The 17,161-nt window shown below is 64.9% G+C and carries 16 protein-coding genes and 1 pseudogene; 8 read left to right on the top strand and 9 right to left on the bottom strand.

Annotated features, from left to right (window positions below; translation table 11 throughout):
• Positions 1-34: 34 nt before the first annotated feature.
• Positions 35-346, bottom strand: coding sequence for a hypothetical protein (locus ACLBYA_RS02120; RefSeq protein WP_447707692.1), 312 nt, complete (start codon positions 344-346; stop codon positions 35-37).
• Positions 347-509: 163 nt separating this feature from the next.
• Here ACLBYA_RS02120 and ACLBYA_RS02115 point away from each other — a divergent pair, with 163 nt between their 5' ends.
• From ACLBYA_RS02115 to ACLBYA_RS02105, 3 genes are all read left to right on the top strand, one after another.
• Entirely contained in the window at positions 510-1,988 is a 1,479-nt protein-coding gene (locus tag ACLBYA_RS02115) for an amino acid ABC transporter substrate-binding protein/permease (RefSeq protein ID WP_447707691.1), read from the top strand.
• On the top strand, positions 1,985-2,758 hold the full coding sequence (locus ACLBYA_RS02110; RefSeq protein ID WP_447707690.1) for an amino acid ABC transporter ATP-binding protein: 774 nt from the start codon (positions 1,985-1,987) through the stop codon (positions 2,756-2,758). Before ACLBYA_RS02115 ends, ACLBYA_RS02110 begins: the two co-directional genes overlap by 4 nt.
• Before the next feature lie 555 nt (positions 2,759-3,313).
• Positions 3,314-3,931 carry a hypothetical protein gene (locus ACLBYA_RS02105; protein ID WP_447707689.1) on the top strand — a complete coding sequence of 206 codons (618 nt, stop codon included), beginning with the start codon at positions 3,314-3,316 and terminating at the stop codon, positions 3,929-3,931.
• A gap of 427 nt (positions 3,932-4,358) precedes the next feature.
• Here ACLBYA_RS02105 and ACLBYA_RS02100 read toward each other — a convergent pair whose 3' ends face one another.
• A complete protein-coding gene (locus tag ACLBYA_RS02100) occupies positions 4,359-4,907 on the bottom strand; it encodes a hypothetical protein (RefSeq protein ID WP_447707688.1) in 549 nt (182 codons plus the stop codon).
• Between the two features lie 182 nt (positions 4,908-5,089).
• Here ACLBYA_RS02100 and ACLBYA_RS02095 point away from each other — a divergent pair.
• A pseudogene (locus ACLBYA_RS02095) lies at positions 5,090-5,197 on the top strand (peptidoglycan-binding domain-containing protein); the annotation flags it as partial.
• On the opposite strand, the gene ACLBYA_RS02090 reads toward ACLBYA_RS02095, so the two are convergent.
• The 3 genes from ACLBYA_RS02090 to ACLBYA_RS02080 all read right to left on the bottom strand — a co-directional run bounded on the left by ACLBYA_RS02090 (position 5,198) and on the right by ACLBYA_RS02080 (position 8,611).
• Positions 5,198-6,139 carry a methionyl-tRNA formyltransferase gene (locus ACLBYA_RS02090; protein ID WP_447707687.1) on the bottom strand — a complete coding sequence of 314 codons (942 nt, stop codon included), beginning with the start codon at positions 6,137-6,139 and terminating at the stop codon, positions 5,198-5,200. It lies immediately after the preceding pseudogene.
• 240 nt (positions 6,140-6,379) lie between these two features.
• A complete protein-coding gene (locus tag ACLBYA_RS02085; RefSeq protein WP_447707686.1) occupies positions 6,380-7,126 on the bottom strand; it encodes a DUF3060 domain-containing protein in 747 nt (248 codons plus the stop codon).
• Positions 7,127-7,219: 93 nt separating this feature from the next.
• Positions 7,220-8,611 carry a cation:dicarboxylate symporter family transporter gene (locus ACLBYA_RS02080; protein ID WP_447707685.1) on the bottom strand — a complete coding sequence of 464 codons (1,392 nt, stop codon included), beginning with the start codon at positions 8,609-8,611 and terminating at the stop codon, positions 7,220-7,222.
• 109 nt (positions 8,612-8,720) lie between these two features.
• Here ACLBYA_RS02080 and ACLBYA_RS02075 point away from each other — a divergent pair, with 109 nt between their 5' ends.
• The 4 genes from ACLBYA_RS02075 (at position 8,721) to ACLBYA_RS02060 (ending at position 13,325) form a co-directional block, all read left to right on the top strand.
• Positions 8,721-10,301 (top strand): sensor histidine kinase, encoded by a 1,581-nt coding sequence (locus tag ACLBYA_RS02075; protein ID WP_447707684.1) that lies wholly within the window; start codon positions 8,721-8,723, stop codon positions 10,299-10,301.
• The gene (locus tag ACLBYA_RS02070) at positions 10,298-10,987 is read left to right on the top strand and encodes a response regulator (RefSeq protein WP_447707683.1); all 690 of its coding nucleotides are present in this window, start codon (positions 10,298-10,300) and stop codon (positions 10,985-10,987) included. The genes ACLBYA_RS02075 and ACLBYA_RS02070 overlap by 4 nt, the downstream gene beginning before the upstream one ends.
• A gap of 123 nt (positions 10,988-11,110) precedes the next feature.
• Entirely contained in the window at positions 11,111-11,899 is a 789-nt protein-coding gene (locus ACLBYA_RS02065; RefSeq protein ID WP_447707682.1) for an amidase, read from the top strand.
• A gap of 409 nt (positions 11,900-12,308) precedes the next feature.
• Positions 12,309-13,325, top strand: a complete 1,017-nt coding sequence (locus ACLBYA_RS02060) for a YncE family protein (RefSeq protein ID WP_447707681.1) — start codon at positions 12,309-12,311, stop codon at positions 13,323-13,325.
• A 1-nt stretch (position 13,326) separates the two neighbouring features.
• Here ACLBYA_RS02060 and ACLBYA_RS02055 read toward each other — a convergent pair whose 3' ends face one another.
• The 4 genes from ACLBYA_RS02055 to ACLBYA_RS02040 form a co-directional block, all read right to left on the bottom strand.
• Positions 13,327-13,635: a hypothetical protein gene (locus ACLBYA_RS02055; RefSeq protein ID WP_447707680.1), complete on the bottom strand. Its 309-nt coding sequence runs from the start codon at positions 13,633-13,635 to the stop codon at positions 13,327-13,329.
• Between the two features lie 121 nt (positions 13,636-13,756).
• Positions 13,757-14,947: a lipid-transfer protein gene (locus tag ACLBYA_RS02050; protein WP_447707679.1), complete on the bottom strand. Its 1,191-nt coding sequence runs from the start codon at positions 14,945-14,947 to the stop codon at positions 13,757-13,759.
• Between the two features lie 41 nt (positions 14,948-14,988).
• Positions 14,989-15,324: a DUF732 domain-containing protein gene (locus ACLBYA_RS02045; protein WP_447707678.1), complete on the bottom strand. Its 336-nt coding sequence runs from the start codon at positions 15,322-15,324 to the stop codon at positions 14,989-14,991.
• A gap of 99 nt (positions 15,325-15,423) precedes the next feature.
• Entirely contained in the window at positions 15,424-17,115 is a 1,692-nt protein-coding gene (locus tag ACLBYA_RS02040; RefSeq protein ID WP_447707677.1) for a serine/threonine-protein kinase, read from the bottom strand.
• Positions 17,116-17,161: the final 46 nt, after the last annotated feature.

Below are 17,161 nucleotides of genomic sequence, written 5' to 3'. Positions count from 1 at the left end.
GCCGGCCCGGAGCGCGCCGAGCGAAGGTCGGCGGCTATCGGCCCGTCTGCCGGGAGCAGTCCAGCGAGACGGTGACGGTCCGTTTGACGACGATGGGCACCAGGCTGTTGCGGTCGCCGAACCCCTCGACGTTGACCAGCCGCTTCTGTTCCTGCACGTTGCCGATATCGGTGACCTCGCACTCGTCCAGTGGTGCGCTGCCCAGCCGGTTGACCCGGACGTCGATGCCTTGGGCCTCCAGTTGGTCGATGGTCACGGCGGCGGACCCGGCCTGTGCCTGTGCGGGGGTCGAGGTCAACATGCCGACGCCGACAGCGAAGATGAGTGCTGAGAGTGCGGTGCGCATGACCGCTCCTTCCTGGTGGTGGTCGTTATCGATGTATCGATCTTGTTCGCCGGGCGGTCGCGGTGCTTGGAGCCAACGTGGAGATTGTCTGGAGATCACCCGCAGGGACCACTCGCGGCGTTAGCGTGAAACCCTTCGCGGCCACTGGATGGGAGACTTGAAGATGCGTGCCGAAAGTTCGTCGGGTTGTAGGCCCCACCCACCCGCCAGGTCCAGACGCCGGTTGACCGCCGTGCTCGCCGGGTTGCTCGTAGGTCTGTTCGGGGCCACGCTGCTGCTGCCGGCAACAGCCGCCGCCGAGGGCGAGACCTACACCATCGCCACCGACACCACCTTCGCGCCGTTCGAATTTCAGGACGCCGGCGGCAATTTCGTCGGTATCGACATGGACCTGATCCGCGCGATCGGTGAGGACCAGGGTTTCACCGTCGATATCAAGCCGCTCGGGTTCGATGCCGCACTGCAGGCGGTCCAGGCCAATCAGGTCGACGGCGTCATCGCAGGCATGTCCATCACCGACGAGCGCAAGAAGGTCTTCGACTTCTCCGAGCCGTATTTCGAGTCCGGGATCCAGATGGCGGTGCTCGAGGACAATGTGGACATCAAGTCCTACGAGGACCTGCGCGGTAAGCGGGTCTCGGTCAAGAACGGCACCCAGGGCGCGGATTTCGCGAACTCGATCAAAGACCAGTACGGCTTCGAAGTCGTGTCGTTCGCCGACTCGTCCACGATGTTCGACGAGGTGCGCACCGGCAACTCGGTGGCCGCCTTCGAGGACTACCCGGTGCTGCTGTACGCCATCCAGCAGGGCAACGGCTTCAAAACGGTGACACCGAAGGAGGATCCGACCGGTTACGGGTTCGCGGTCAACAAGGGGCAGAACGCCGAACTGCTGCAGAAGTTCAACGCCGGCCTGGAGAGCCTGAAGTCCTCGGGTCGTTATGACGAGATCCTGGCGACCTATCTCGGCGAGAACGCGACCGCCAGTGACGGGTCCTTCTTGGGCCTGATCAAGAGCACGATGCCGATGTTGTTGGCCGGCCTGAAGATGACGATCATTCTGACGGTATCGTCCATCTTCTTCGCGTTGATCCTCGGCATCATCTTCGGCCTGGCCAGGGTGTCGCGGTCGATCTGGCTGCGGGCCATCGGCACCACGTTCGTCGACATCTTCCGCGGCACCCCGCTGATCGTGCAGGCCTTCTTCATATACTTCGGCATCCCCACCGCACTGGGCTTTCAGATGTCGGCGGTAACGGCGGGCATCATCACGCTCTCGCTCAATGCCGGCGCCTATATGACCGAGATCGTGCGTGGCGGCATCCTGTCCGTCGACAAGGGGCAGATGGAGGCGGCACGCAGCCTGGGTATCGGATATCTGCCCACGATGCGCAAAGTCATCCTGCCGCAGGCGATCCGCACAATGATCCCGTCCTATATCAACCAGTTCGTCATCACCTTGAAGGACACCTCGATCCTCTCGGTGCTCGGAATCGCCGAGCTGACCCAGAGCGGACGCATCATCATCGCGGGCAATTACAAGGCGTTCGAGATGTGGCTGATCGTCGGCATCATCTACTTCATCGTCATCATGGCGCTGACCAAACTGTCCGACCGTCTCGAGAAGAGGCTCGTGAAATGAGCGAACTGGTAACCGAAGCCGCGGCCGCCGAGCCCGCGGGCACCGTCAAGATCCGGATCGAGGGGCTCAAGAAGTCTTTCGGTGACCTCGTGGTGCTCGACGGCATCGACACCACCATCAGTCACGGTGAGGTCGTCTGCGTGATCGGCCCGTCCGGCTCGGGCAAGTCGACTTTCCTGCGGTGTCTGAACAAGCTGGAGGACATCACCGGTGGAAAGGTCGTGGTCGACGATTTTGATCTGACCGACGCCAAGGTCGACCTGGACAAGGTGCGTCAGCACATCGGCATGGTGTTCCAGCACTTCAACCTGTTTCCGCACATGACGGTGCTGGACAATGTCACCTTGGCGCCGCTGCTGACCAAGAAGATGGACAAGGCGGCCGCCGAGAAGAAGGCGCTCGATCTTCTTGGCCAGGTGGGCCTGGCCGAGAAGGCGAACGTCAAACCGTCGACCCTGTCGGGCGGTCAGAAACAGCGCGTCGCGATCGCCCGGGCCCTGGCGATGAACCCGTCGATCATGTTGTTCGACGAGGCCACCAGCGCGCTGGACCCGGAGATGGTCGGCGATGTGCTGGAGGTGCTGCGCACGTTGGCCCGCGGCGGTATGACGATGGTGGTGGTGACCCATGAGATGGGCTTCGCCCGCGAGGTGGCGTCCCGGGTGATCTTCATGGCCGACGGGCACATCGTCGAGGAGGGGCCACCGGCGGACATCTTCGACAACCCGAAACATCCTAGGCTGCAGGAGTTTCTGTCGAAGGTACTCTAGGGGGGCGGTGCCTCAACACAAACCCTGGACCGGTGATCCGGTCTGGCTGCCTGCCGTGCTGCGGGCCGAAGGATCCGATTCGGGCTAAAGCCGTGCATTTGATATGCGCATTGGGAGCCGGCGACAGTTGAAACCGCGGGCAGTTGCCTGAGGCGAAGCAGTAGGCTCACGTCGCATGAATCAAAGTTCGGATGACGAGCAGGTTGTAGAGCCTGCAATTGGGCTTGAGTTGCCACCGCGAGAGAATCTGGCGGTAGTGACCAGTTCGGGGTCCGTCAGCTGCCTCGTAAGTCCGGGTTGGATTGGGTGTGAGACGCTTTCGACGAATTGGGAGAGCCACCCTGATGGAACGCCCCGCCACGGCGTGGCATGCGACGCGAACGGTGTGATCGATTGGATCGACGGCCAGATTGGCGACCTGCCGCGAACAGTAATAGGTAAGGAGGGGTATGCCGCCTTTGGATGGACGATCCAAGCCGTCGATGATGGTCTCCGATTTACCAATGATCTGACTCGCCACGGGATGTTGGTCACCCCGCAAGGAGTGGTGGGTTTTTGACCGGCACGGACTTTTTCGATCCTAATCACCTCGGTTGGGCGTTCATCCTGGGGCCAGCGACAATCGTCGCTGCTGCAATCAACCTCGACAACAGATATCTAGGTCCCTACTTTGCCCTCGTTGACGTAGTGCTGAACGATTTCGGGACCGGGTATCGCTGGCATGACCGGGAGATTTTGCTGTCGCTCGTTCGTCGAGTCGGGTACATAGTCGTAATGGGGTTTCTGCTCAACCTCTTTCAGTATCAGCTTCGAGATATCGCTGCTGTCTTCTTCGTAGCGGGATTTCTTCTCTTGTGGCCGGCCTTCGCGCGTCCGCTGCCGGTGCCAGGGCGGAAATCAGATCGTCTCGTCCTTCTCGTGTGGGCGTCCTACTGGATCAGCGTTGTGCTGTTTGGTTTGTTTGGTGCGCGGCTTTGGGCTCTAATTCGAGCCGTATCTGGCCAGGAGCCATGGGAATTCATTCGAAGCAACCTCGCATGGACGTTCTTCTGGGGCTTGGCGGCATTGGTTGTGACAGGATTCCGAGCGAGACTGCAGGGCAGGTTCTGGCAACGCGCCAGAGATGGATACGACGGCGGCGGACCTGAAGAGACGAGGGACACGCAAGTTTGATCGACGACCTATTTCGATGGCAACTTGAGAGTCTGGCCTGCTCCGGGTCCTACCGTCGAAAGCTGTTAATAATTAAGATCATGACACCGCAAGGCGCAGCAGCAGTAGACCTGCGGGCGCTTCTCGGTGCGCTACTCTTGATCGAGATGCACCAGCGCCCTGGCATCACGCGAGCGATTGAGTGGATCTTTTCGGTTGCCGTACCGACGGCTTTCCGTAGACCTATCACTCGCGGACCACTTCAAATCGCGAACGGTCCCTGGGACTTCGCGGCCGCCGTTGAGTGCGCTCTCAGCAGACTTAGGCCTCTAGTAGAAAGAGCCGAAGATGCCGACTCTGCGATTCGTTCGGTGGCCGTCGCGTGGAACGGCAAAGCAGTGCGGCAACCCTGCTCAGCGTATGGCTATTCCGAGGTACTCGCTGCCGCTTACCCTGTATCGCTACGGGCGTTGCGTTGTTCCATCGATAGTCGGTCGTACAGTCCTTCTGCCTCCTGCCAGCGTTCTTCATAGCGTTGGGGGTAGCTGGACCGCTGCACTGCTTGGCAGAAACGGCCACCGCTAATAGCCAGTGTGTTGTAGTCGTGGCCGTCGATGCGGACCTGAAGCAGGCGGTCATAAAACTGGCCCGCCGCGCAGCCGGTGTCCATGCGGCACTGGGCCGTGCCCCACCAGCTTGGGGTGGCGTCCCACGTGTTGCCAGGTTGCTGCTGAAATACGCCGCTACTGAGACCGTCGCTACCCACGGCCACGTGTGGTAATGCCATCGTCGGGGGATCGGCCTGATTGGCGTAAACTCGGAGGTTCGTCTCGACTAGCCCAGTGGCAAGGGCGGCGATTTGTCCTCGGGGCCCAATGCCCATTCTGCGACCCGCGGCAACGATCTCGCGCGCATTATCAATTTGGTGCTTCGTATAGTTAGTCAGTTCTCCTCCAGAAGTTGGCACTGGCAAAGGCTGGAAGGCGATGTCGAACACCTAGCTTATTTCGCCTTGTTTGTCTTGGCGTGCGGCCGGGGACTGACTGAAGCGCTCGAACTTTGCTCACTATCGATTTCGCTGGGAGACAATATTATGCCGCGAGGCTGGTAGGTGCGCTTCCTGATCGGAGATCGCAAATCGTTCGTGTGGGAGTGGCTAACTTTCGGTCCAACGAACACAATTGGGAGGCGACGGTGCGCGAGTTCCAGCGTCGCGCCCCGGGACTGCGGGTGGACGGGATCGTCGGCCCCGCGACCGCAGCCGCGCTACGGCTACGGATCGTGTGACTATTCCGCGGTGGGTGTCAGGTAGCCGCCGCGGCGGAAGAATTCCTTGCCGGCATGCTCGGTGCCTTCGGCCGCGCGGACCTTGGTGATCACCAGGCCGAGGTTGCCGCCGCGGTAGGCGGCCGGACCGCAGACCACAGCGCCGCCGCCTTCCTGCACGATCACCCGACCGGGTGTACCGCCATAATGGATCTCGGAGACGTGCGCTTCGAGCACCTCGATGCGCTCACCTCGATAGAAGGTGAACGGGCGTGGGTACGGTGCCGACAGCGCACGCACCAACCGCTCGAGATCCTCTGCGGGCCAGGACCAGTCGATCAGACTGTCGCGCTCGGAGCGCTTGTGGAAGTAGGTGCGGGTGGCCTTGTTCTGCGGACGCCACTGCGGATTACCCGACTCCAGCGCGGCCAGGGCTTCCTTCAGTGCACCGGGAATCAGATCGATACCCCGCTCGACCAGTTCGGTGCCGGTGTCCTTGGGGCCGATCGGCAGCGAATGCTGCACCAGGATGTCACCGGTGTCGAGGTCCTCGTCCATCCGGTGGACCGTCAGCCCGATCTGCGCCTCGCCGCTGATCAGCGACCAGATGACGGGGGAGAAACCGGTGCCCTTCGGCAGCAGCGAGTCGTGCAGGTTCAGCGTGCCGTGCGGGGGCAGGCTGTACAGCTCTGCGGGCATCCAGGTGTACCAGCTGTTCACCACGATGACATCGGGTTCGGCGCGCTTGACCAGGTCGATCGTCTCATTGTCGACCCGTTCGGTCAGGTGCACAGGGATGCCGCGCTCGCGGGCCAGGTCCTCGACCGAATCGGAGAAGATCCCCTTGTAGGAATCGTCGCTGGCGGGATGGGTGACCGATAGTGCGACGTCGTGGCCGAGGTCGATGAGGGCCTGCAGGGTTTTGACGCCCCATGTCTGGAAGCCGAACGAAACGATGCGCATCCCCGAAAACCCTTACTGACCTTGGAACCTGTGAGCCACATGAGAAAAATCCCATGTTCGATGTCACGGACAAGTTAACAGATTGCCTTAGGCTTAGCTAACTAGAACGACGGTGCCGATTTTTGTCGGCTCGCGTGCGGGTGTGCAACACCCTGTACAGGTAGTTACCAGCGCAAATGTCGGTGGCTGGCAGTTCCGTCAACTGAATCGCCGACGCTGCTGGTCCGGGGTGGTCCGCAATCACCCGAGTTCGATGCTGTTCCCGCTGCCGGATTGGCTGATGGTGGGGGAGCCGGATCGGTAGGTGACCTTGTTCTCGAAACCCGACACGGTGATCTCACCGGCGGATTCCGCCGTCACGACGTTCTCGAAACCCGACACGGTGACCGCAGTGCAGTGCCCGGTGACATCGACGGTGTTGTTGGCGCCGCTGATGATCAGGATGTTGTCGTCACAGGTCACCGACCGGTTGCTGCCGATCCCGGTGACGGTGATGGTGCCACCTGGCTCCGCGGTGCCGCCCGGCGGCGCGTTCGGGGCGCCCGGTTCGATGACGATCGGCGGCAGGTCGGGCAACTCGGTAATCACCGGAGCATCGGTCAATTGTCCTCCGCCACCCGAGATTCCGGGCGTCCCCGGCGTCGAGGTGCTGCTGTAGAGCCAGAACGCCACCGCCCCGCCACCGATCAGCAGGAAGGCGATCATCAGCGGCACGATCAGCATCCACGGCCGGAAACCGGAACCCGAGGACTGCGGTGTCGGATACGGCGCCGCGTAACCGTACGGATCCGGGTTGTAGGAGGTCTGTCCGTAGGGCGACTGACCGTACGGGGACTGGCCGTACGGACTGGCCTCGGGCCACTGCTGGGTCGGCGGTGGCAGGGGAGGCGGCGTGCCGTAACCGGTCCCGTAGCCGGGCTGTTCGGCACCGAGTTCGGTCGGTTCCAGCGCGCGGATCCGGGCCTCCGGATCGTCCTGCGGGTTCATAAGCGCGATGGTCGCATATCGGGTGTGCAGGTGGGCCGAAAAGGCTGCGGCGCCGGACCCAGGGGTAGGTCCGGCGCCGCAGTTTCGCTCGCCCTATACCGGCGCAGCAGTTTTCTTCTGCGCCGGCTCTTCGGCGTGCGAGCTGTGATCGTCGAGCATCGTCAGTTCGTCGAACGGGTCCTTACCGCTCAGGACGGCGTCCACCTTGGCGCGGTCCATCGTCTTGGTCCAGGTACCGACCAGCAGGGTCGCCACGGCGTTGCCGGAGAAGTTGGTGACTGCCCGCGCCTCGGACATGAACCGGTCGATACCCACGATCAGACCGACACCGTCGAGCAGATCCGGGCGGTGCGCCTGCAGCCCGCCGGCCAGCGTGGCCAGCCCGGCACCGGTGACACCGGCGGCACCCTTGGACGCGACGATCATGAACACCAGCAGGCCGATCTGCTCGGTCACCGACAGCGGATCGCCGAGCGCACTGGCGATGAACAGCGAGGCCATCGTCAGGTAGATCGCGGTGCCGTCCAGGTTGAACGAGTACCCGGTGGGCACCACCACACCGACGGTGGAGCGATCCACGCCGAGGTGTTCCATCTTGGCGATCAGGCGCGGCAGCGCCGACTCCGACGACGAGGTCGACACGATGAGCAGGTACTCACGGGCCAGGTAGCGCAGCAGCTTGAAGATCGAAACCCGCGCGACCAGTTGCAACAGTGTGCCCAGGACACCGAAGACGAAGATGGCACAGGTGATGTAGAAGCCGAGCATGAGTGCCGCGAGCTGGCCGACCGCGGCCCAGCCGGTCTGGCCGACGACATTGGCGATGGCGCCGAAGGCACCGATCGGGGCCAGCCACAGGATCATCACCAGGACCTTGAACACCAGCTTCTGCAGGTGCTCGATGCCCCGCAGGATCGGGTCGCCGGCCGAACCGAGGCCCTGGATGGCGAAGCCGACGAGCAATGCGATGAACAGTGCCTGCAGCACGCTGCCCTCGGTCAACGAGGAGAACAGCGAGGTCGGGATGATGCCCTGGACAAAATCGAGCAGACCGCCGGACTCGTGTGCCTTCTCCGCCAGCTCGGCACCCTTGCCCGCGGTGCTGTCGCTGAGTTGCAGACCGCTGCCCGGGTGCAGGATGTTGCCGACCAGCAGGCCGATGGCCAGCGCGAAGGTGGACATCGCCAGGAAGTAGACGAACGCCAGGCCGCCGACCTTGCCGATGGTGGCCGCCTTGCGGACCGAGCCGATGCCCAACACGATCGTGCAGAAGATGACCGGGGCGATCATCATCTTGATCAGGGCGACGAACATGGTGCCCAGGACGCCGACGCTCTTGCCGACCTCGGGCGCGTAGATGCCCACACCGATGCCCGCGATCACCGAGATGATGACGGCGATGAACAGCCAGTGTGTGCGGTCGTGCTTCTTCTTGGGCTCCTCCGGCGTCGGCTCGGAAGCCGGCCGGTCCATCGTGGCTGTCATCGGTTCTCCTTCGAACGCAAGGCGAAAATGGGTCTGAAAGGATGTTCGACCAGAGCGTGAGGCAGGTCACGTTTTTGTTCATTACGTTCAACGCGGGAGGTGTTGCGCGATGCGGGTGGGCGGGACGCAGTGGCGCTCGGGTTGGCCGTCGGGATGGCCCAAGTCGTTGGCGGGCCAGGCCATCGCGCTGCAGATCCTGGTGATCGCGCTGATCGTGGCGGCCGCGAGTGCCCTGGCGCTGTTCGACGCCCGCCGCGATGGTGACGCGGCGGCCGAGGCGCAGGTGCTGGGGATCGCGACCGCGCTGGCCGATTCCCCGTCGACCGCGGACGCGATCGTGGCCGGCCGTGCCACCGACACCCTGCAACCGGTCACCGAATTGGTGCGCAGGCACACCGACATCGCGTTCATCACGATCATGGCGCCCGGCCGCACCCGCTACACGCACACCGATCCCACCCAGATCGGCGGCTCGTATCTGGGCAATATCGAGCCGGCGCTGCACGGGCGCTCGTTCACCGAGGTCTACACCGGGACACTGGGACCCTCGATCCGTGCGGTGGCACCGGTGCACGATGGCGACGGCCGGGTCATCGGGCTGGTCGCCGCCGGCATCCTGCAGCAGAGCCTGGCCGACCGGTGGCGTGCGCAGTGGCCCGTCATCGCGGCGGTGGGCCTTGGCGCCCTTGCTGTTTCGCTGATCGGGGTGTGGGGTATCCGGCGCCGGCTGTTACGTCAGACCCGCGGCCTGCGCCCGGACGAACTGCGTGTCATGTACGACCACCACGATGCGATCCTGCATTCGGTGTCCGAGGGTTTGATCGTGCTGGAGCGTGACGGTGTCGTCCTGGTCAACGACGAGGCCCGCCGGCTGCTGGCGCTGCCGCCCGAACAGGTGGCCCAAGCCGATCTGCCGGCGTTCCTGCGCAGTTACAACCCCGGCGCCCGCGACGAGATCCATGTCACCGACGAGCGGGTGCTGGTGGTCAACCGGTCCCGGGTGACCGGTGCATCCGAGGTGGTCACCATCCGCGACCGCACCGAATTGCAGGGTGCGCTGGGCGAATTGAGCTCGTTGAAGGTGCTCACCGATTCGTTGCGGGCCCAGGCGCACGAGGCGGCCAACAAGCTGCACACCGTCGTGACGATGGTCGAGATGGGTCGTGCCGGAGAGGCGGTGGCGTTCGCGACGGCCGAACTCGAACTGTCCCAACAACTCGTCGACCGGCTGTCTGCGGCGGTGGGCGAGCCCGCCCTGGTGGCGCTGCTGCTGGGCAAGAGCGCCCAGGCCGACGAACGCGGTATCGAACTGACCGTCACCGAGGACACCCAATTGCCCGCCGATACCGACGCGCTGCTGCTCAGCGGACAGGAGATGGTGACCGTGCTGGGGAATCTGATCGACAATGCGATGGACGCCTGCGATCGTGACGACCCGTGGGTCGAGGTGACCGTGGTTCAAGGGGCCGACGGCTTGCTGATCCGGGTGGCCGACAGCGGAGAAGGTATGGACGCCAACACCTTCGAGAAGGCGATGCAACGCGGCTACTCCACGAAGTCGGGCGCGGACACCGCGGCGCACGGGCTTGGCCTGGCGTTGGTGGCGCAGGTGGTGAAGAAACACGGTGGCACGCTCGGCGCGGATGTGACCTACGGTTCGGTGGTGACGGTGACGGTGCCGAGTTCATGATCAACGTGCTGATCGTCGAGGACGAGGTGCTGATCGCCGAGGCCCACCGGACCTATCTGGGCCGAATCTCCGGCTTCTCGGTGGCGGCCGTGACGCACACCGCGCGTGATGCGATGCGCGCAGCGTCCGAGGCCGCGGCCTCGGATGCGCCGATCGATCTGGTGCTGCTGGACATCGGACTGCCCGACGCCAGTGGCATCACGCTGGCCTCGGCGTTGTCGGGCCTGCAACCGACGCCGGACATCATCGCGATCACCTCCGAGCGCGATCTGGAGATGGTGCGGGCGGCCGTCGGGCACGGAGCGCTGGCCTATCTGCTCAAACCGTTCACCTTCGCCGCCTTCCGGGACCGGTTGCAGCGTTATCAGCGTTATCGCCAGGCGCTGCCGGCCGGCACCGATGCGGCCAGCCAGGACGAGGTCGACCGGGCGTTGGCGGAGTTGCGGGTCGGGGCTGGGCGCACGGTGGCGCCCAAGGGTGTCGCACCGGGGACCAATGACGAGATCGCCCGGACTGTTCGCGATGCGGCCGAGGGCATCACCGCGGATGCGGTCGCCAAACAGGTCGGGGTGTCCCGGGTGACGGCCTGGCGTTACCTGGAACGGCTGGCCGAGGAGGGCACCGTCAGCCGCAACACCGATTACGGCAAGGCCGGACGGCCGAAGACGCGCTATCAGTGGCGCTGAGGGTGTTGTCGGCCGTAACGGATCGGACACACATCAGGCAAATTCAGATTCGCCTCCCAGCAAATACATCGGCGGCGCTCTATGCTTTTGCCACCGGTGTCCGAAAGGGTTGCTGTGCGTGCTGTGAATTCCACGGGGTTTCTGAGTTCCTGGCGTCCTCCGCTGGTCGTGGTCGGGGTCTGCGCGGTGATCCTGACCGCTGCGCCGGTGGTCGGTGCGGCCCCGGAATCCGCCGCGGAACCCGCTACCGCGACCGTCACCGTCAACACAGGCAGCCGTGACCTGAACGTGCGCTCGGCACCCTCGGCGAGCAGTCAGAAGGTGGGGGCGCTGCGTAACGGTTCGCAGATCGTCATCAGCTGTCATACCCGCGGCACGGTGTTCTCCGGCGGCCCCTACGGCCTGTCCACCGACCTGTGGAATCGACTGGCCGACGGCGGCTACGTGACCGACGCGATGCTCGACACCGGGTCCAACGAACCCGTCGTGCCACCCTGCGCGACCGAGTCGACACGGCCGGCCCAGGCCCGGGCCGATGGTCGGACCGTCACGAAGAACCCGGGTGAGGTGGGCACCGCGATGTGGGGTGCCATGGAGAAGTGGTACTTCGCCACGGGTGAGCAGTCCTACCCGGCGCTGCGTGGCGCACCCCGCGATCTGCCGGCCGCCGCCCGAAAGGCGGGCTGGACCGTCGTCGAGGAACCCCAGGCACGGGCCATGGTGGTGATTCCGCCGGGTGTGCTGGACGCGCCCGATTCCGGCCATGTGGCGTGGGTCGACACCACCTCGCGCCGTCCGGATGGGGTGTATCTGCGCCTCACCGAGATGGACACTGCCGGGTGGGGTTCCAACATCTGGTCGGGGCGCACCGTCAAGGCGCAGCAGGGGTTGGCCTACATCCTGTTGCCCTGACGCGGTGGCAAATTATGTAGCAACGTCGGCACCCGAACGGCGCCCGCAATGCGGTGGCGACGGTCACAAAGTTTGCTGATGTGTCGGCTGTGATCTGGCGCTCATTTTGAGTTCGCGGGCTGAGGAAATTTTGTGGGACGCATGTGGTTCGGTGCCCAAGCAGCCTTAGCTGCTCTCGCAAGTATGCATTTAAAGGCCGTAAACAAGTTTGCCATCGGAAGGTCACAACTGCATAACGATCTTTTTCTGAGGGATGTCTGAGAGGTTGCGGGGCGGCGAACTCGGCGCGCGTCAAGATCGATGTTTGGGTACCGTTTTTCGTCGCTACACTCGCCTTGAGACGCGCTCGACCATCGGGCGCCTGGCGTATCAAGAGCCGGTATCGCCACCCGGCGGAGGTGTTGAAGAGATGGCAAGTGTTTCCGTGCGTGCAAACGCCGCGGCGCTGAACGACTCGCAAACCGCTTTCGCAGGCTCGGTCGCGATCTCCCGCGGACCGATCGCCGATGTCGCGGCCAACGCCGGCGCGATCGTCGTCACCAACTACGCCGATGACAGCCTGACCGTGGTGCGCCCGCATGCCGTCGCGGCGCCATCGCTGGTCGAGGTTGATGGTGAGCCGTTCGCCGTCGCGCTCACCGAGGACCGCGCCTTCGTCGTGACCAGTGCCGCCGAGGCCGACGCCCTGGTGGTCGTCGATATCCGCACCAACGCGGTGGTCGGCAGTTACCCGCTGGCCTTCGGTGTCACCGCGGTCGCCGCCAGCCCGGACGGCAAGCGTGCCTACGCCGCGCGCGCCGGCCACGATCATGTGGACGTCGCCGTCGTGGACACCACCGCCGACCGGGTGGGCACCATCGATATCGCCACCGGTGCGGCCACCTCGATCGACGGTCTCGCGGTGGACCGCTCCGGACGTCGCCTCTACGTCGGTCTGACCACCGCCACCGGCAGTCGGCTGGTCGTCGTGGACACCGAGACCAACCAGATTCGCAAGAACATCGGCACCGGTGCCCCGATCCGCGACGTCGCCGTCGGCGCCGACGGGACCGTCTACGTGCTGACGTCGGATCTGCACAGCCGCGGCGCCATCAAGGTCGTCGACCCGGCCAAGCTCGCCGTCACCGCCACTTTCGGTGCGGGCACCCTGCCCATCCAGATGGCGCTGTCGGCCGACGGATCGCGCGCCTACGTCATCGACTATGACGCGGTGTCGGTGCTGTGCACCCTCACCCACGAGGTCGTCGAGACCATCACCGTCGGCGCGCGCCCGACCGCGGCGGCACTGAGCGCCGCGGGTGACCGGCTCTACATCGGCGATGTCGACGGCCAGATCACCGCACTGCGGGTGGCCGCGCCGGCGCCGACGTACTCGCCGTTCGACGTGGCGGCGTTCGCCGACGTGCGCGAGCTCGCGCAGGTCTGACTCAGCGGGTGCAGTCCAGTGACACCGAGATCGACTGACTGACCACGACCTCGACGAGGTCCCCGTCATCGTGGTGCGTACCCCAGCCGTCGTCCTCGGCCCGCACCAGCCGGGTGACCTGCTGCGGGTTGCGCACATTGGTCACGACGCACTGTTCCAGTGATGCACTGCCGATGCGGTCGATGTTGACGGTGTATCCCTCGGCCTGCAGGCGACCGATGGTGACGATCGCACCCTCGTCGGCGGCGGCCTGCCCGACGGGGCCGAGCAGCACCCCAAGTGCCGCCGCGAATAGCCATACCACGCGCATGGCGAACCTCCTCGCGAAGCCCGACCTGCCCGGTATATCGCCCGCGGGTCCCCTTTTGTTGCGGTTTGTGGAGTGCCGGCCGAAACCATTACGGGTTTCGCTCCACAAATCGCAAGGTATGTCAGCGTTCGGCGCGCTGGTAGGCGGTCACCACCGCGGCCCCGCCCAGGCCGATGTTGTGCTGCAGGGCGGCGTTCACCCCGGACACCTGCCGCTTGTCGGCGGTCCCGCGCAGCTGCCAGGTCAGCTCGGCGCACTGTGCCAGTCCGGTCGCGCCCAACGGGTGCCCCTTCGAGATCAGTCCGCCCGACGGGTTGACCACCCAGCGCCCACCGTAGGTGGTGTCCTCGTTGTCGATCAGTGCCGGCGCCTCACCGGGTGCGCACAGCCCCAACGCCTCGTAGAGCAGCAGCTCGTTGGCGCTGAAGCAGTCGTGCAGCTCGATCACCGCGAAATCCTGCGGGCCCAGTCCGGACTGATCGTAAACCTGTTGGGCGGCTTGCACATTCATGTCGTGGCCGATGATATTGGCGGCGCTGCCGTCGAAGGTGGAGGCAAAGTCGGTGGTCATCGCCTGGCCGACGATCTCGACCGCCTGACCGGCGAGGCCGTGCTGTTCGACGAACTTTTCACTGGCCAGGATGGCCGCACCCGATCCGTCCGAGGTGGGGGAGCACTGCAGTTTGGTCAGCGGGTCTGAGATCATCTTCGCGGCCAGGATGTCGTCGAGGGTGTACTCGTCCTGGAACTGGGCGTACGGATTGTTCACCGAATGCTTGTGGTTCTTGAAGCCGATCTTCGCGAAATGCTCTGCGGTGGTGCCGTACTTCTCCATGTGCTCGCGGCCGGCGGCGCCGAACATCCACGGCGCCACCGGGAATCCGAATTCGTCGATCTCGGCGAGTGCCTTCACATGCTTACCGAGTGGGGATTCGCGGTCCTGTGCGCCACCGCCGAGCGACCCGGGCTGCATCTTCTCGAACCCCAGCGCGATGGCGCAGTCGGCCAACCCGCCCCGAATCGACTGGGCGGCAAGGTAAAGCGCCGTCGAGCCGGTGGAACAGTTGTTGTTGACGTTGACGATCGGGATGCCCGTCATCCCCAGCTCGTACAGGGCGCGCTGCCCCGAGGTCGAATCGCCCGAGCAGTACCCGACATAACCCTGCTGCACCTGGTCATAGGAGATCCCGGCATCCTCGAGCGCCTTGGTGCCCGATTCGCGGGCCATGTCCGGGTAGTCCCAGCCTTCCCGGCGGCCCGGCTTCTCGAACTTGGTCATCCCGACCCCGACGACGAACACACGTTCCGGCATGGCTGTCCCTTTCGCTACGTTGCGTTGCGTTTGGAGACAACCTAGCCGAAGGCTCTGTTGTGCTCCGGGCAGTAGTAGTCCACCGAGTTGACGATGAACGCGGCCGCCTGCCGGGCGCTGACCCCGGTGTAGTCCATGATCTCCAGCCCGATGTCGGTGGCGCCGACACCGGAGTCCAACTCACTGCACACCTGAAAGGCGTTCGAGATGACCTCGGCGGCGGAGTCATAGGTGATGCCCTCGGCCCGCAGATCGGCCAGGAACGCGGCGTCGGCCGCCGATGTCACCGCACCCGCGGTGCCCGCGGTGACCACGCCGATGGCGCCGGCAGCGATGGCGATTCCGGTCAGCTGGAGCAAGCGGGCAGTGCTGGACATGTCGTTTCTCCCCTGGTGGCGACCCGGTTCTCCGGGTGTGTGCCAACAGGGTCCAACGGCGTCCTTGATGGATTCTTGGGGCTGCTCAGGCGGTCGGGCTCAGCCGTAGGTCAACCACCATTGGTGCAGCTCCTCGATGGTGACACCCTGCGCGTTGCCCAGCAGCAGGCCGTCGTTCTTGGTCCAGGTGATGTCCGGGCCGCCGTCGTAGAGCCCGCACGAGATCGAGCCCTCGACCGTGCCGGGGGTATCGGTGTAGTGCCAGGTGGTGGGGGAATCTCGTTCGCTGTTCGGGCATTTGAAAAGCTCCGAGTTGCCGGTGATCGCATCCTCGAAGTTCGCCCGCAACGTGCCCTGATCGCCGAACAACGAGTATCGCGACGCCGCCGGACCGCCGGGCAGGCTGGACTGCCCACAGTCGGCGGTCGCCAGCGCCCCCGGTACCGGCGGCTGCACCGGTTGGCAGACCCCCGGGTCGTAACCCTGCGGCAGCATGCCGAAGAGCTTGTCCTGCATCGCCGCCGGATCGGGAGCGCGGGTGGTTCGGGTCGGCCGGGTGGTGGTCTCGGCGGTGGCCGATGCGCTGGTGGTCAGCCCCGCGGTTTTGGTGCCATCGGGCTGCACGGCCAGGAAGATGCCGACCGCACCGAGTGCCAGCACCAGGACGGCCGCGACCACGGCGATCGGCACCCACGGCGTCTTCTTCTTGGGCGGCGCCGGTGGGCGGGCCGGCGCATTCCAGTGCGGGCCGCCGGCATGGAACGCGGCCGGGGTGGCGCCCGGTGGTGGCCCCGGCGGCGGGGTGGGGGTGAACGGACGCGGCGTGGCGCCAGGTGGCGGTGTCGCGCCGTACGGCGGTGGGGTGGCACCCGGCGGTGGAGGTGGCACCGGATACTGCGGGCCCGGCATGGTGGCCGCCTCACCGCGCTGCACGATATTGGCCGCCTGGTCCTGATCCCGGACGCTGAGCGCGTCGGTGGCCGCGGTGGCCAGATCGCCGGCGCTGGCGAACCGTTCGGCCGGCTTCTTCGCCATCCCGCGCGAGATCACCCGGTCGAACGCGATCGGCACACCCGGCCGGGTCTGGCTGGGCGCCGGGATGGGTTGCATCAGATGGGCGGTGATGACCATGCTGACGCTGTCACCGGGAAACGGTTGTGAGCCGGTCAGGCATTCGTGCAGCACACAGGTCAGCGCGTAGACGTCGGCGCGGTAGGTGACCTCGTCACTGGTGAATCGTTCCGGAGCCATGTACGCGTAAGTGCCTACGGCCGTACCCAATTCGGTCAGCTTCTCGTCACTGGCGGCATTGGCGATACCGAAGTCGACCAGATAGGCGAAGTCGTCCCGGGTGATCAGGATGTTCTCCGGCTTGACGTCGCGGTGCATGATGCCGCTCTCGTGCGCGGCGTCGAGGGCCGAGGCGATCTGCCGCACGATGGCCACCGCCCGCGCCGGTGTCATGGGCCCGTAGCTCTTCAGGATCTTGCGCAGGTCTGCGCCGTTGATCATGCGCATGTCGACAAACAACACACCGTCGATCTCGCCGTAGTCATGGATCGGCACCACATGCGGTTCCTGTAACCGGCCCGCCGAATGCGCCTCGCGTTGCAGTCGCTTGCGGAACACCGGGTCGTGGGAGACGCCCTCGGGCAACAGCTTCAGGGCGACGATGCGGTCCTTCTCGGTGTCCTCGGCCTCATAGACCTCACCCATGCCGCCGCGACCGATGAGTCGGCGCAGACGGTACCGGCCGAAATCGGTGCCCACCCGCGATGTCGGCTCGCTCATTGATCTGCCCCTGTCAGCGCACGTCGGCCCATCACATTAATCGGTG

The organism is Mycobacterium sp. C31M, assembly GCF_053345865.1.
Note: the sequence above shows the minus strand (reverse complement) of the source record. Positions and strands in the feature narration are given on the sequence as shown.